Annotated in this window: 13 protein-coding genes; all 13 read left to right on the forward strand. The window is 61.0% G+C overall.

The genetic code is table 11. The features are described from left to right. The 13 genes from B3R00_RS03560 to B3R00_RS03620 all read left to right on the forward strand — a co-directional run bounded on the left by B3R00_RS03560 (position 1) and on the right by B3R00_RS03620 (position 14,983). Positions 1-453, forward strand: a complete 453-nt coding sequence (locus tag B3R00_RS03560) for a very short patch repair endonuclease (protein WP_286997473.1) — start codon at positions 1-3, stop codon at positions 451-453. Continuing rightward, on the forward strand, positions 434-1,861 hold the full coding sequence (locus B3R00_RS03565) for a type II restriction endonuclease (protein WP_286997474.1): 1,428 nt from the start codon (positions 434-436) through the stop codon (positions 1,859-1,861). Before B3R00_RS03560 ends, B3R00_RS03565 begins: the two co-directional genes overlap by 20 nt. A gap of 130 nt (positions 1,862-1,991) precedes the next feature. Further along, positions 1,992-2,219 (forward strand): hypothetical protein, encoded by a 228-nt coding sequence (locus tag B3R00_RS03570; protein ID WP_286997476.1) that lies wholly within the window; start codon positions 1,992-1,994, stop codon positions 2,217-2,219. Next, positions 2,161-3,843, forward strand: a complete 1,683-nt coding sequence (locus tag B3R00_RS03575) for a phage portal protein (RefSeq protein WP_286997477.1) — start codon at positions 2,161-2,163, stop codon at positions 3,841-3,843. The genes B3R00_RS03570 and B3R00_RS03575 overlap by 59 nt, the downstream gene beginning before the upstream one ends. After that, complete coding sequence (locus tag B3R00_RS03580; protein ID WP_286997479.1) at positions 3,840-5,204, forward strand: S49 family peptidase; 1,365 nt, start codon at positions 3,840-3,842, stop codon at positions 5,202-5,204. Before B3R00_RS03575 ends, B3R00_RS03580 begins: the two co-directional genes overlap by 4 nt. Before the next feature lie 30 nt (positions 5,205-5,234). Then, positions 5,235-5,615, forward strand: coding sequence for a head decoration protein (locus B3R00_RS03585; RefSeq protein ID WP_286997481.1), 381 nt, complete (start codon positions 5,235-5,237; stop codon positions 5,613-5,615). 29 nt (positions 5,616-5,644) lie between these two features. Further along, on the forward strand, positions 5,645-6,691 hold the full coding sequence (locus B3R00_RS03590) for a major capsid protein (RefSeq protein ID WP_286997483.1): 1,047 nt from the start codon (positions 5,645-5,647) through the stop codon (positions 6,689-6,691). 15 nt (positions 6,692-6,706) lie between these two features. Next, positions 6,707-7,048 (forward strand): hypothetical protein, encoded by a 342-nt coding sequence (locus B3R00_RS03595; protein WP_286997484.1) that lies wholly within the window; start codon positions 6,707-6,709, stop codon positions 7,046-7,048. Continuing rightward, positions 7,035-7,442: a hypothetical protein gene (locus B3R00_RS03600; protein WP_286997485.1), complete on the forward strand. Its 408-nt coding sequence runs from the start codon at positions 7,035-7,037 to the stop codon at positions 7,440-7,442. The genes B3R00_RS03595 and B3R00_RS03600 overlap by 14 nt, the downstream gene beginning before the upstream one ends. A gap of 22 nt (positions 7,443-7,464) precedes the next feature. Then, positions 7,465-8,256, forward strand: a complete 792-nt coding sequence (locus B3R00_RS03605; protein WP_286997486.1) for a hypothetical protein — start codon at positions 7,465-7,467, stop codon at positions 8,254-8,256. Positions 8,257-8,356: 100 nt separating this feature from the next. After that, the gene (locus B3R00_RS03610; RefSeq protein WP_286997487.1) at positions 8,357-11,047 is read left to right on the forward strand and encodes a phage tail tape measure protein; all 2,691 of its coding nucleotides are present in this window, start codon (positions 8,357-8,359) and stop codon (positions 11,045-11,047) included. Continuing rightward, positions 11,047-11,430, forward strand: coding sequence for a hypothetical protein (locus B3R00_RS03615; protein WP_286997488.1), 384 nt, complete (start codon positions 11,047-11,049; stop codon positions 11,428-11,430). The genes B3R00_RS03610 and B3R00_RS03615 overlap by 1 nt, the downstream gene beginning before the upstream one ends. A gap of 19 nt (positions 11,431-11,449) precedes the next feature. Beyond that, entirely contained in the window at positions 11,450-14,983 is a 3,534-nt protein-coding gene (locus B3R00_RS03620; protein ID WP_286997489.1) for a hypothetical protein, read from the forward strand. Positions 14,984-14,990: the final 7 nt, after the last annotated feature.

Raw genomic sequence — 14,990 nt, forward strand, 5'->3', positions numbered from 1 at the left:
ATGACAGATGTTGTAGACAGTCAGACACGCAGCCGGATGATGGCAGGCATCCGGTCGCGAGACACAAAGCCCGAGTTGCTGGTGCGCCGCTATCTGCACGCACAGGGCTTTCGCTACCGGCTGAATGTGCGTTCCCTGCCAGGCTCGCCAGACCTTGTTCTGGCGAAGTGGCGCACCGTCATTTTTGTGCATGGCTGTTTCTGGCACCGCCACCCCGGCTGCACACTTGCTTACACTCCCAAGTCTCGACAGGCCTTCTGGCTTGAAAAGTTCGAGAAGAACGTTGCCCGTGACTTGGCCGCCATCAAGGCCCTTGAAGAGGCCGGGTGGCGCGTCATCGTTGTCTGGGAATGCACGCTGAGAAAAAATGGCCAACATGCCGCACTGGCAGGGCTGGTACAAAAAATCCGTGGGGAGGATGGTAATGGCGGGGATGACAGAAGATCTGTTTGATGCACTGACTGCAGGTATGGGTGCAGCGGTTGACGCAGAAACAGGCGAGCTGAGCACGGCAGATCTGGAGCTGCTGCGGGCGCTGGATGCGCTGTATCAGGCGTCAGACAAGATTGCGATCAAGAAGCTTTCCAGAAATGACCGCGGCTGGGCATGGACTCCACCTGTAAATCATCAAGCAGGTATTTACATACCGGCGGAGCTGCGTAATGGTTTGTTTTTCCCCGAAGACACTGAGCTGCATGCTCCTTCGGAAAATGGAAAAAATATTCAGCTGCCCATTCGCATTTCCTGGCCACAGTCAGCTAAACATACCAAGCCTGCTCATTACAAAAGATTCACGGGCAAGAGTAGCGGGGCCGAAACACACCTGACAGTGTTGCCAAAGCATCTGTTTGCTGAGGCTGGACCTGCATCATTGCTGGTGCTTGGGCGTACAAGTCAAATGCCAGAAATGCAGTTACAGGCAGTTTTGGTCGACTCTGCAAGCACTGTGTATGGGCTGGTGGAGTCCCGGTTTGATCTGCGACCTGACTTTCAGGCTGGCATTTTTGATTCGCCTGCGGATGGAGCCTTGCCTGAGCGTGAGGTTGATGAGCTTCAGAGCTTTATCGATGAAGCAATTGAAGCTGTGCAGTCAGGCCATCTCGATCTTTTTCTGCGGAAGTATGCCGAGATGCCTGCTGCAGAGACTTTGAGCAATCAGGCGCGCCAGTTATGGCTGGACCAGAATCCGCGCTGCACGCTCAACCCGATGACGCTGGACAAGCCCGGGGATGCTGTTCGCAGCATCGTTTCTGGAATTGAGTTTGATCTGTACCGGCAGCATGAGGTGCGGACTCGGGGAGCCAGGCTGATCAAGTTGCTGCTTGGTGATGGCGCTGTGCCAACCGTGGGCAGTATGGTGACGCGCCTTGTGCGTGACTTCAGTGGCTTTTATTCCGAAATGCTCAATGCTTCACAGCAGCGCAAGGCGCGTGTCGGCACTGGTTTTGAAACGCATATTCGCTCATTGCTGGACGCAGGGAAGGTGCCGTATGCTGAGCAGAGGGTGGTCAGCTCCTTACGGCCAGACTTTGTCTTACCGAATGTGGAGTTGTACCAGGCTAATTCACCTCATGCACTGGTACTTTCTGCCAAAACTACGCTGCGTGAGCGCTGGAAGCAGGTGACCATGGAAAAGCGTGGCTGTCCGGTATTCCTTGCCACGATGGATGAAAAAGTTTCGGTTGCAGCAGTACAAATGATGAGAGAGCATAACGTTTACCTCGTAGTTCCAGAGGCGCTAAAACCTAAAAAAGGTGTGATCGTGGACTTTGCTCAAGAAGAGAACGTGAAAACATTTGCCGAATTTTTCAAGGACATTGTTGCCAAAGAGAAGATGCCAGTATGGCAGTCATTGATGTAGTGATAAAAACATCTTTTTGCTATTAAATTAATTTTCTGAATCTTTGCTGCATAAGCCCTAGCAGCCTGCGACAAAATTTAGAGAACTAGTTCGTCTGGTTTGTTCGCAGCACCCCGCCGACCATCGGCGCATGGGTATTTACAGCCACCTCACTACCGAACAGCTTCAAGCCAAGCGCGACACGTATTTGGCCGCGCTGGAAGCGCGCCTGACGCTGCCCACCACGGCCAGTGGGGAGGGGCGCTCGGTGCAGTTTGGCCAAGCCCCTGCAGACATTGAGCGGCAATTGCGTGCCGTGAATGAAGAGTTGGCCCGCCGCTCTGGCGGTGTCACCCGTGGCCCCATTTACCTGGCGTAAGCACATGGGGCGCAACAGCAAACAACACCACCGCCGCCAGCGTGCCGCTGCGTCTGTTACAGCAGGTGCAGGCATGACGGCGTACCAGGGCGCATCGCACTCTGACTTGGCCCTGCGTGACTGGCAGCCGTTTGCAGGCAGCCCTGACGCCGATTTGCTGCCCGAGCTGGACACGCTGACCAGCCGCAGCCGTGACCTGGCCCGCAACGATGGGCTGATGGCCGGTGGCCTGCAAACCCACCGTGACAACATTGTGGGTGCGGTACTGCGCTTGTCGGCCTTGCCGGATTACCGCCTGCTGGGCTGGTCGCCCGAGCAAGCCCGCGAGTGGGGCAACAAGGTAGAGGCGCACTTTCGCAGCTGGGCCGACACCACGGATTGCGATGCTGCCCGCACGCTGGATTTGCTGGGCCTCACGGTGCTGGCCCTGGGGGGCGAGATGGTGAATGGCGATGCCGTAGCCATTCCCAAATGGCTGCCGCGCCCAGACAGCCCTTGGGCCACGCGCCTGAGCTTGATTGAGTCTGACCGCCTGCAAACGCCCCCGTACCTGGAGGGCATGGCCCGCATTCGCCGTGGCGTGGAGTTTGACCGCGATGGCGCGCCGCTGGCTTACCACTTTCAGGCCGCGCACCCCGGTGATGCGCTGTACCTGCGTGGTGATGAGGTGCAAGACTTGAGCCGCTGGGAGCGTGTGCCCGCTTTTACGCCCTGGGGCCGCCGACGCGTGATTCACCTGCACGCCAAAGAGCGCACGGGCCAAACCCGTGGCCGCCCGATTGTGAGCGCGGTGATGCGCGAATTTCACATGGCGGGCAAGTACGCGCAAAACGAGTTGCAAGCCAGCTTGGCCAATTCTTTGGTGGCAGCGTTTTTGGAGTCGGATTTAGACCCTGAATCTGCCGGTGCGCTGTTTGGGCAAGACCCGCGTGCGGCGTGGGGCACATCCGTCAAGCAGGCACAAAACATTGGCAAGTTGCAGGGGGCAGCCGTCATCCCGCTGCCCGTGGGGGCGCGCATGAACAGCTTTACGCCGGGCCGCCCCAATGTGGCGTTTGACGCCTTCATGCTGGCGGTAGAGCGCCGTATTGCCGCTGGCATGAACCTGCCCTATGAGCTGTTTGCCAAAGACTTCAGCCGCGTGAACTACAGCAGCGCCCGTGCGGCACTGCTTGAGGCATGGCGCTACTTTCATGGCCGCCGCCGCTGGCTGACAGCCAACTGGCTCAAGCCCATTTATGAGCTGTGGCTGGAAGAGGCGGTGAACGCTGGCGTGATTGATGCGCCTGGCTTTTACGCCAACCGCTACGCCTACACGCGCTGCCGCTTTGTGTTTGGCGGCAAGGGCTGGGTAGACCCGGTGAAAGAAATCACCGCCGCCAAGCTGCGGCTGGAGATTGGCGTCTCCACCCTGGAGCAAGAGTGCGCAGAGCAGGGGCTGGACTGGGAAGAGGTGCTGCACCAGCAGCGTATTGAAGCCCAGCGCCGTGCGGAGCTGGGCCTGCAAGCACCTGCGCAAGCCGCATGGGTGGTGAGCCCTAGCGCACCGGATGCGCCCGACCAAGACGAGCAAGACAACAAAGAGCGCCGCGACAGCGGTGCAAGCGCAAAGGGCCAAGCATGAGCAGCCGCACCTATCCCCACTTGGCAGACCGTTTGCTGAACACGCCGCTGCTGCTGCACCCGCAAAAGCTGGACGCCATCATCGCCGGGCTGGGTGGCCGCCTGCTGGGTGTGGATGGACTGCAGATTGATGCGGCTGAGCTGACCGCCCGCGCCGCTTTGCCTGCGGAGATGTTTACCACCCGCCGTGGCGAGCGCACCGAGCGCGGTTACCGCGTGGTGGATGGTGTGGCGGTGATTAGTGCCATGGGTGGGCTGGTGCACCGCACCAAGCTGGCAGCCGACAGCAGCCTGCTGATTGGCTACAACGACCTGGCCGCAGACGTGGAAGACGCGCTGGGCAAAAGCGATGTGCACGCCATTGCCCTGGTGATGGACAGCCCCGGCGGTGAGGTGGCTGGGGCGTTTGAGCTGGCCGAGCGCATTTACGCCGCCCGTGGCCGCAAGCCCATTGTGGCCGTGGCCGATGGCATGGCCGCCAGCGCTGCCTACCTGGCTGCCAGTGCTGCCGATGAGGTGGTGCTTACCAACACGTCGTACGTGGGCTCGATTGGCGTGGTCATGCGGCATGTGGACTTTAGCCGGGCGCTGGCCAATGACGGCATCACCGTATCGCACATCTTTGCTGGCGAACACAAGATCGACGGCAACCCCTACCAGCCCCTGCCTGATGCCGTGCGCGCTGCGCTGCAGGCCGACATTGAGGGGCTGTACCAAATGTTTGTTCAAGCCGTGGCCAAGCACCGCGGCATGAATGAGCAAGCCGTGCGCGACACGCGCGCCGGCGTTTACCGGGGCGTGGCCGCAGTGGCTGCGCGTTTGGCTGACCGCATTGGCACTGTCGATGCGGTGGTGGCCGAGCTGGCAACCCGACGCACCCCCACGGTGGCTACTGCTGTGGGCATTTCACTCCAACCTTGGGAAACCTCCATGTCTGAAGCATCCGCGAATGCAGCGGCCGCAGCTCCTGCTGCGCCCGCTGGTGCAACTACGACCACCACCACGGCAGCAGCACCTGCTACCGCCAGTCAGGCCGATCTGGACAAGGCCCGTGCCGAAGGCGCCGCTGCAGAGCGTGCCCGTGTCACGGCGATTACCAGCCATGCCAATGCGGCAGCCAACCCCGCCATTACCCAGCAGTGCATTGCCACGGGCCTGAGTGCTGAGCAGGCCAAGGGCTTTTTGGATGCAGCACCTGCCTCTGCAACTACCGCTGCTGGCAATCAGTTCGCTGCAGCGATGGCCGCTATGGGCAACCCCAACGTCTCGGGCGTAGAAGCCGCAGCCCCACAAGGCGGTGCAGCTGAAGCGCAAGCCAGCGGCGCAGGCTGGGACAAGGCCTTTGGCGTGTCCAGCCACTAAAGCACACCTCATTCAAAAGGAGCGCAAATCATGGATCAACAACAACCCGGCACGGCTTGCTACCTGGTGAGCGAAGCCAACGGCACCCGCTCGCGTGATGTGGTCACGCTAGCTGAAGGCGTAGTACGCAACCCCGGCACTGTGCTGGGCAAGGTGGCAGCCACAGGCAAGTACGTGCCTGTAGACCCCGCCAATGGCACGGGCGAAGGTGAAACACCAGACGGCAGCCACATCGCTGTAGCGGTGCTGTTTGCCGCTGTGGACGCCACTGCGGGCGACAAGCCCGCCGTCATTACGGCCCGTGATGCAGAGGTGGAGGCTGCCGCCTTGATCTGGCCTGCAGCCATCACCCCCACCCAAAAAACCGCAGCACTGGGCCAGTTGGCCGCAGTGGGCATTGTGGCGCGCTGATTGCGCCGGAAAGACCAAAGGTAAACCACATGGCAGACCTCGCACTCCTGGCATCGCACGCCGCTTTCAGCATGACTTCTTTGTCTGCGGCCATTCAAAAGGCACCTTATGTGCCGCAACTGCTGGGGCAGATGAACATCTTTACCCCCGAGCGTTCACGCACCACCACCATTGCGGTGGAGGAGAAGGGCGGCATGTTGTCGCTGATTCCCGTCAGCGAACGTGGTGCACCGCTGGACGAAGGCAAGGGTGAGCAGCGCACCATCAAGTACTTCGCCACCAACCGTATTGCGCGCGGCAAGACGCTGTATGCCCATGAGCTGCAGAACATTCGCGCCTTTGGCGAAACCAGCGAACTGCAAGGCGTGCAGAACCAGATTGCCGAAATGATGAATGGCACAACGGGCTTGCGCGCAGCGGTAGAACTGACGCACGAGCACATGCGCCTGGGCGCAGTGCAGGGCAAGGTGATGGACGCCGCAGGCAATGAGCTGCATGACTGGTTTGCCCAGTTTGGCATTGCCCGCCCAGCCACCATCAACTTTGACTTTGCGGCGGCTACGGCAGAAGAGGGCCAGATCCGCGTGAAGTGCAACGAAGTGATCCGCGCCATGATGCGCGGCAGCCATGGCGCTTGGTTGCCGGGCATGACCCGCGCCGTGGCCCTGTGCGGCGACAAGTTCTATGACGACCTGACCAGCAACGCAGAAACCCGTGGCACTTACCTGCAGCAGCAAGGTGCCAGCGAGCTGCGCAACGATGTGGGCCAGGCGTTTGGTAGCTTCCGCTACGGCAACATCGACTTCATCAACTACCGGGGCACGGACGACAAGAGCACCGTGGCTATCAATGACGATGAATGCCAGTTCTTCCCCGTGGGTGCGCCGGATGCATTCAAGGTGGGCTTCTCGCCAGCGGAATTTCTGCCCTTTGTGAACACGCCCGGCCAGGACGTGTACGCCATGGTGGTGGTGGACAAAGACCGCCAGGCCTGGGCCCGCCCCGAGGTGTACAGCTACCCGCTGTTCATGTGCACCCGCCCCGGCATGCTGCAACGCGGCAAGCGCAAGGCTTAAGCGAGTAGGCCGACCATGACGCACAACCTTGCGCCCTTTGCTGCTGTGAATGCCTTGATTAATCAGGGGGTGAGCCAGCTGCTGTCCAACGCCACGGCAACGTGGCAGGGCACAGGGCATGCCTTTGGAGTGGTTTTCAAACGTGGCCTGGATGAGGGCTACTTGCCTGAAGCAGTTACGGCAGTCACCCACACCGTTTCCATGTGTGTGGTGAACGCACCAGGCATTGCAGAGGGCAGCCAAGGCTTGTGCATCAACAACCAGCCCTGCCGGGTCACTGGCCCGGTGGTGCCAGATGCATCGGGCTGGGCTACTTTTCCCGTCGTGCTTACGGAGGGTGCCCATGCTGGCCCTTGAAAAACTCATCCAAGACCGGCTGCGCGCCTTGGCTGCCTTTACGGGCTGGCAGGTTCGCGGTGCCACGGTGGCCACTGATCGCCGTGGCGTACCAGCGGTGGATGTGCGTATGGGGGGCGCCAGTGTGCCCCAGGTGCGCAAGCCTGCTGTAACGCTGCAGCCTGAGTGGTCAGTCACTTTGGTGGTGCAAAAAAGCGACCAAGCAGCTGAGCAACTTGATGCTGCGCTGGTGGCCACCATCGGCGCGCTGCACAACTGGCGCCCCGACGATGCCACGCGCAGCTGGACCGAGCTGCAGGTGGCCCGTGTGACTGAGGCAGCTTTCAGCGAGGCTGGCTTGGTTGGCTACGAAATCACCTTCACCACAGCGGCTGTTTTCGACGGCCAGTCTTAACCCCATTTTCTGGAGCATTCCCATGCCCATCCTGCACGAGAAAAGCCAGTACCTGATTGCCCGCGGGCGTGTGTACTTTGACCCTTATGACGCCAGCGAGCAGCTGACTGGTGAGATTGACCTGGGCAACTGCCCCGGCGTAGCCCTCACGATTGCCACTGAAAAGGCAGAGCACTTCAGCAGCCAAGGTGGGCTGCGCGAAAAAGACGGTGCTTGGGTGGTTCAGGTGGACCGCACCGGCACGCTCAACTGCGACAACTTTTCACCGCAAAACGCTGCGCTGTGGCTGTCTGGCACGCACGAAGTCAAGAGCCAGGCCGCAACGCCTGTCACTGGTGAAGAGCGCAAGGTGCTGCCTGGCCGCCAATACCAGCTGGGCGCTACTGCTGCCAACCCCTTGGGCGTGCGCAATGTGACAGATGTGACCGTAGCCCTCAAGTCTGGCGGCACAGCCTTGGTGGCGGGTACGGACTACAACGTAGACCTGGCCACCGGTCGCGTGCAAATCCTGGCTGGGGGTGCCATTGCTGTCGCCACCGATGTGCTGTTTGGCTACAAGCCAGTGGCGGCCACGTATGACGCGGTCAAGTCTGGCGCATCGGCTGAGCTGACAGGTGCGCTGCGCATTGTCTCGGACAACGCCGCCGGCGGTGATCGTGACTGGTATCTGCCCAAGGTCACGCTCACACCCAATGGTGACCTGCCCTTGATTGCTGAAGGCACCGACGTGGTCGCCATGGAGTTTGGCTTGGAGGCGCTCAAGCCTGCTAACGCCGAAGCCATCTACTGCAACGGCCGCCCCGTTGCTGTTTAACCCCTGCTTGTAAACCGCCCAGCACACCGCTGGGGCGGTTTGCCCTGTGGCCTTCCGCTGGCTACAGCGCAAACCGTAAGCACGCACTTTCAAAAAGCCCATGGCATTTAAACCCATTCAGATCGTTATCAACGCCAAAGACAATGCGTCTGCGGTGTTGGGCCGCCTTGAAGGCAAGATCAAGGCGGTGGGCATTGCCGTTGCGGGCTACTTTGGCATCAAGGCATTTGCAGGCGGCATTCAGGGCGCGGCAGAGTTTGAAGCCGCCATGAGCCGTGTGAAGGCTGCCACCGACGGCACTGCTGAGGAGATGACTGCGCTGACCAAAGCAGCGCAAGGTGCTGGCACCAGTACCAAGTACACCAGTGTCGAAGCGGCAGGTGCTTTGGAAAACCTGGCCAAGGCGGGTTTGAGCGCTGGCGACTCTATCAAGGCGCTGCCTGCCGTGCTGGCACTGGCGCAGGCCGGTGATGTGGAGCTGGCCACTGCCAGCGAGTATGTGACCAAGGCCGTCATGGGCATGGGGTTGGCCTTTGATGATGCCGCCCGCGTGGCCGATGTGCTGGCCAAGGGGGCCAACGCCACCAACACCAGCGTGGAAGGGCTGGCGCAGGCGCTGAGCTATGCCGCACCCGTGGCCAATTCGCTGGGTGTGAGCCTGGAGAGTACCGTGGCGATGGTTGGCAAGCTGGCTGATGCGGGCATTGATGCCAGCCGTGCAGGTACGGCGCTCAACAGCGTGATGAGCCAGTTTGCCAACCCAGCCAGCAAGTTCCGCCAAGAGCTGGGTGCTGCGGGGATTGTGACCACTGACTTTGACAAGGCACTGCGCCAGCTTGCCGCCAGCGGTCCTGCGGGTGAGCGGGCCATTAACGCGGTGGGTATGGAGGCGGGCCCTGGTTTGCGGGCCATGCTGAACCAGGGCATGGGTGCGCTGGATGGTTTGACGGAGAGCCTGCGCAACGCCCAAGGCAGTGCGGCCGATGCGGCCAAGACCATGTCTGACAACCTCAAGGGTGCGCTGACGGGCCTGGGTAGCGTGTGGGATTCGGTGGTGGTGGCCCTGAACACGCCGGTGCTGCCCGTGCTACGCAAAGGTGTGGAGGAGTTGACCGTATCCCTGCGCCGCCTGGTGGATGACGGCACCGTCGCCCGTATGGGGTCGGTACTGGCATCAGCCTTTGACAATGGCATCAAGGGTGTGCAGGCCTTTTTAGGCGCGCTCAATGTGGATCAAATCATCATGCGCCTACAGGTGATGGCCAGCGAGGTGGGAGAGGCTTTCCAGCGCGTTACTACCTTTGCCACCAATGCGGGCAACGCCGTGCGCATGGCGTGGGGCGTGATGGCTGCAGGCACCAGCGCGGTGATGGCCGTCATCTACAAAGTGGGTGAGGCATTTGCGGGTGTGGCCAGCAATATTCAGTCTGGGTTGGCGCTGCTGTATGACGGGCTGAGCAAGGTCAGCTTTGGCGCGATCTCTGAGGCCTATGCGCGAGCTGCGGCGGAGGTGCGCTTGTCGGCAGAGGCAACCTGGGCGGCATCGCAGGCGCTGGCAGCAAAGGCTGATGAATCCTTCAACACCATGGCAGAAGGTGCAGAGCTGGCGCGCGATGGTTGGGTGGGGCTGACTGAGACGGTTGAACAGGCCGCGCCTGCAGCAGCCCAGACCGCCGACGCGCTACAACAGCTGGCCCAGGGTGTGGATGCTGTCGCCCAAGCGCAGAGTAATGCTGTGCCTGCAGCCCAGGCCAAGGCACAGGCAGATGCGCAGGCCGCGCAGGCGGTTAAGCAACTGCGGGCTGAGTACGCAGAGCTGGTGGTCAGCGGCAACATGCAGGCAGCCGCCAGGACGTTGATCGAGATTGATCGCATCCAGCGCAGGCTGGCTGGATCTGCAGAGAAAGCCGCGGAATCTGCCGCTTTGATAGACCAGGCTTACGCTGACCTTGGGTTGGAGACGCCTAAGGAATTGCAGCGCCTGGCAGACCAGGCATCTGCGGCCTTCAAGCGGCTGGAGAAAGACGGCACCCAGCCACCCCAGCGGATTGCCCAGGCCTGGCAGGTGATGGCCGAGCGCACCATTGCCGCCAATGGTGGAATTGCCCCAGCCTGGCTCAAGACCGAGGCTGCCGTCAAGGGCTATGAGATTGCGCTAGATCGCGCTGGCAAGGCTGTGGTCAGCACCGAGCGTGCCACCGCCCGTGCTGCAGGGCGCATGGTGGGTGATTTTGACAAAGTGGGGCGGGCTGCTGATCGCGCGGGGCAGCGCATCCACAACATGCGCCGTGCTGCCGAGTCGCAGGAAGGCGACGGGGCCAAGCCATTTGGCTCCCCTAACATTGCCCAACGTGGCACCACCAACCCCATTCAGAACCTGGTGCCCGCCAACATCCAAACCGAGGCCGAGTTGGATGCCTGGTGGAAAGAGTGGCAGCGCCAGTACAAAGAACAAAACCCGTTTGACGTGAAAAGCCGAGGCCAGCTGGGAAATTACCAGTATGCGGTCACCCAGTTTGCAATGGAAGGCGCGCGCAAGCAGATCAAGCTGCAGCAGGCGTCCAATGCCGCAAAGCCCCAGCAGCCTGGCGCGCAGCCAACCCAGCAGGCCCAATCCGCCCCGCAACTCAACACCGCGCAGCAGCTGGTTACGCAGGTGCACCGTCATGAAATCTCGCTTGGCGGGCGGGAGCTGGGGGCTATCCAAACAGATGCGGCAGGCAGCAACGTGCTGCAGCAATTGATGAGCGAGTTGGAGCGCAGCGCCAAACTGACAGGAGCTTCTTTCTGATGGCCTCGCACTTCCTGAACGGTATTGCCTTGCCCAGCGGCATGTTGTGGGTGGATGAGTTCGCCTGGGCCGCTGCCCAGCGCAGCGTTGAGCGCAGCATCACCGGCGCACAAATCATTGATGTGGTGCCCAAGGTGGCAGGCCGCCCCATCACCTTGCAAGGTGCGCAAGACCAGGGCTGGATCCGCCGCGCCACATTGCTGGCCGTGCGTGCGCTCGCGGACGTGCCGGGTGGTCAGTACCCACTGATGTTGGCTACAGGTGAGCAGTTCACGGTGATGTTTGCGCCAGAAGAAGCGATCGATGCGCAACCCATCAGCAGGCCGGAGTTGCCTGCCAATACCAACCCCTACGTCGCCACGCTGCGACTGATTACGGTTTAAGAACAAGGACAGGCGTGCAATGACCAGCATTCAAGACGGCGATATCAAGCTGCTCAAATCCAAAGTCATGGATGACGTGCCAGAGGGTGGTGGCGGCCCCACGGGCAACGTGGTTGGATGGGGGCAGAGCAACGATGTGTTTGATGACGTCACCGAGGTGACCCGCGCCGGTGGGCAGGTCAGCATTCGCCAGCTGTTCGGTGCGGTGCAGACGGGTAATACGGAGCCGCTGATGGATGCCAACATCATCATCGACCAACCCGCCACCGACCCTAATGTCAGCGTGACGATTGCAGCGTGTGGTCCGTTTGCCAAACGCAGCGAGATTGCAACAGCCATTGCTAACTACCTGATTGCAGGCACCGAGTGGAACGGCATCTTGCTGGGTAACCACGTGCAGGGGCAGGGCAATGTGCAGATCTTCCATCGCATAGGCACTGCTGCGCCGCCCATCGGCCGCACGCTGGTGCTGGTGCAAGACGAAGGCAAGCCAGCAGAAAAGCGCCAGTTTGTGCGCATCATCCGCACCGACACGGTAGAGCGCACCTTTTCCTACTCGAACGGTAGCAGCGTGGTGGACTATCAGGCTCTTGTGACTACCTGTGAGATTGGCGGTCGCCTGAACCAGGCGTTTGTCGGTAGTGAACCCAACCGCATGTTTACGCGCACTGCAGGTGCCACCATGATCCGTGACACCACCGTGGCTGATGCCATGCAGTTTTACGGTGCATCGCCCATGACGGCAGCGTACACCCTGGGCGACCCGGCGCGGCAAGTGAAGGTGGCCAGCATCTACACCCAGCTGGTGCCTAGCAGCCGCACCGAACGTGTCAACCTGGACCAGCGTCCCGCTGCCATGCGCAGCATCACGCTGGCTACAGGGCCGCGTGAGGTGACGGTGCCCATCACGCCACATACGTACCGTTTCAAGGTGGGCCAAGAAAACCGGGGTTATAGCTGGACGGCCATCTTGCGCCCCTTCCCCAGCCCTGGCACGGTGGTGGTGAGCTTCATGGTGCTGGGTACCTGGTACACCTGCCAAGACAATGGCGCGGGTGAGTTGGTGGGGGATGCCGTGGGCACCATCAACTACACCAATGGCTCTATTGCTATCACACTGCCTGCGTTGCCTGATGTGGGTTCTGCCATCTTGTTTCAGTGGGGCGAGACCACAGGCTTTGTTAATCGCAGCAGCACCTTGCTGCAAGTGCGCCAGCCTGAGTACATGCTGAAGTTGGATCATGCGGGTATCAAACCCGGCACGCTGCAGATTCAGTGGGAAAGCGCTGGTCAGCTTAAAACCGCGACTGACACTATGGGCGTGTTGGTTGGTGATGCAGTTGGCGAGATCAACTACGCCAGCGGCGAGCTGCTGATCAAGCCCGCCCTGGCGGCCTGGATCGATGCGCAAGGTGAATTCAGCATCAGCTACCAGTACGCCACCATCATCACCAAGGATGTGGCGGCCAGCACCGATGCGGCAGGCTTCGCGACCATCGCACTAGACAGCGTGCCTGCCGCTGGTAGTGTGCAGGTGCAGTGGGTGACAGCACGCAACGTCACCGCCAGCAGTGGCGGCAGCAGCACGGGGGCCTCTGCAGGTAAAGGCAGCGGCAAGCACATTGGTGCGCTGGCACAGGGCAGTGGTGGCTTTAAGCCTTTGGTGCGCCAGTATGGCATTCCAAACGGTGTCAGCCAGCAGGCCACCTACAGCACCAGCACGGTGGCCAGCAGCAAAACGCAAGAGCTGCAGACGCACGTGCTGACCGACGATGCCGCAGGCAGCTTTGGCGCGCGCGGCACCATCAACTACGCGGGCAAGAGCTTGACCGTGAAACTGGTGGACCTAGATGCCAGCACCGAGGGCTATCAAAGCAGCTACGAAAACAGCACAGCCTTTGAAAATGCCACCATGAACGGCGGCAGTGTCAGCAACAGCGCCGCACAAAAGGGTGGGCAAAGCAGCACCGTGGCCGTGTCTGAGCAGATTCTGGCAGCCAGCACGGTGCAGGTGACGTATGCAGAAAGTTTTGCCAGTCCGCTGACTGCCGTGCAGTCGTGGCAGCCGCCTGCGCTGAGTATTGACCTGTGTCCCTACACCAGCCAATACGTGGTGCCCGGCAGCGTGCAGTTCACCTGGTTGGGGCATGTCTACATCGATGTGGATGGAGACATCATCCGCGACCGCACCTCCAGCAACCCCGGCACTGTGGCGGGGCGTATGGACTATGCCGCAGGCATTGCCTATCTGAATGACTATGTGGTGACCACGGCATCCCCGCTGGTGCTGGAGAGTCTGTGGACCAGCCGCAAGGACTGGACGGCAGGCAGTGTGTTCTTTCGCACACCGGCTGCGCCCGTGGCCGTCCAAGGCATTACCCTGAACCTGTCAGACGCCAATGGCAACGCCATCACGCTAACGCCGGATCTGGAGGGCTACTTCAACACCGCGCAAAGTCGTGGCCGTATTGACTACCAGGCTGGCCTGGCAGAAATCCAGTTCGGTGCTTTTGTGGATGCCGCCACGCTCACTGATGCCGAGCGTGCCGAGTGGTGGTATGACGCGGCGGATGTGGGCGCTGTGCAGGCGGGCAAGATCTGGAAGCCGCTGCCCGTAGACCCGACCACGCTGCGCTTTAACAGCGTGACTTATGTGTACCTGCCACTGGATGCCGACATCATTGGCATGGACCCCGTGCGCCTGCCCAGCGATGGGCGTGTGCCGGTGTTTCGCAACGGCTACTACGTGGTGGTAGGCCACACCGCAGTGTTGCCTGCAGCCAGTTTAAGCAACGGCCAGACCATTGACTGCGCACGCACACGCTTGAGCCGGGTGTGGATCGTAGGGGCGGATGGTCACAAAATCCAGAGCGGCTGGAGCGTGGACCTGGATGCTGGTCTGGTCAGCATTGCAGACGTGACCGGCTGGGCCCAGCCCGTGCGCGTGCACCACCGCATCGAAGAAATGGCGCGAGTGTCTGATGTGCAAATCAACGGCACGCTCACGCTGACCAAGGCGCTCAGCCACCACTTTCCCGCAGGCAGCGTGGTCAGCAGTGCCCTGTACACCGGCACCATCCGTGCACGTGTGAGCCATCTGTTTGACCAAGCCACCATTGATGCGGTCAGTTGGTCTGACACCGTGGTGGGTAATCAGGCCCCTGCGCAATACAACGACACGGCTTTCCCTATCGTGGTGACCAATGCCGGGGCATTGTCTGAGCGCTGGTTGCTCAAGTTCACCAACGCCACCACGGTGGAGGTTGTTGGTGAGCATGTGGGCAACCTGGGCACTTTCCCCATCGCAGCTGACATTGCGCCCATCAACCCCAACACCAAGACGGAGAGCTTCGCGGGTGTGCCTTATTTCACTGTTAAAGCTGGCGGCTGGGGTGCGGGCTGGGCTATAGGTAACGGTCTGCGTATCAACACAGTGGGCGCCATGCAGCCGTTTGCCTGCATTCGCACTGTGCAGCCCAGCGAGGCGGTGGGCACTGACTACACCTTTGGACTGACGGTGCGCGGCGACGTTGATCGCGCTGCGCAGCCTTGATTGGAGA

Origin of the sequence: Comamonas sp. UBA7840 (genome assembly GCF_002501455.1) — a bacterium.
Lineage (GTDB): Bacteria > Pseudomonadota > Gammaproteobacteria > Burkholderiales > Burkholderiaceae_C > Comamonas > Comamonas jiangduensis.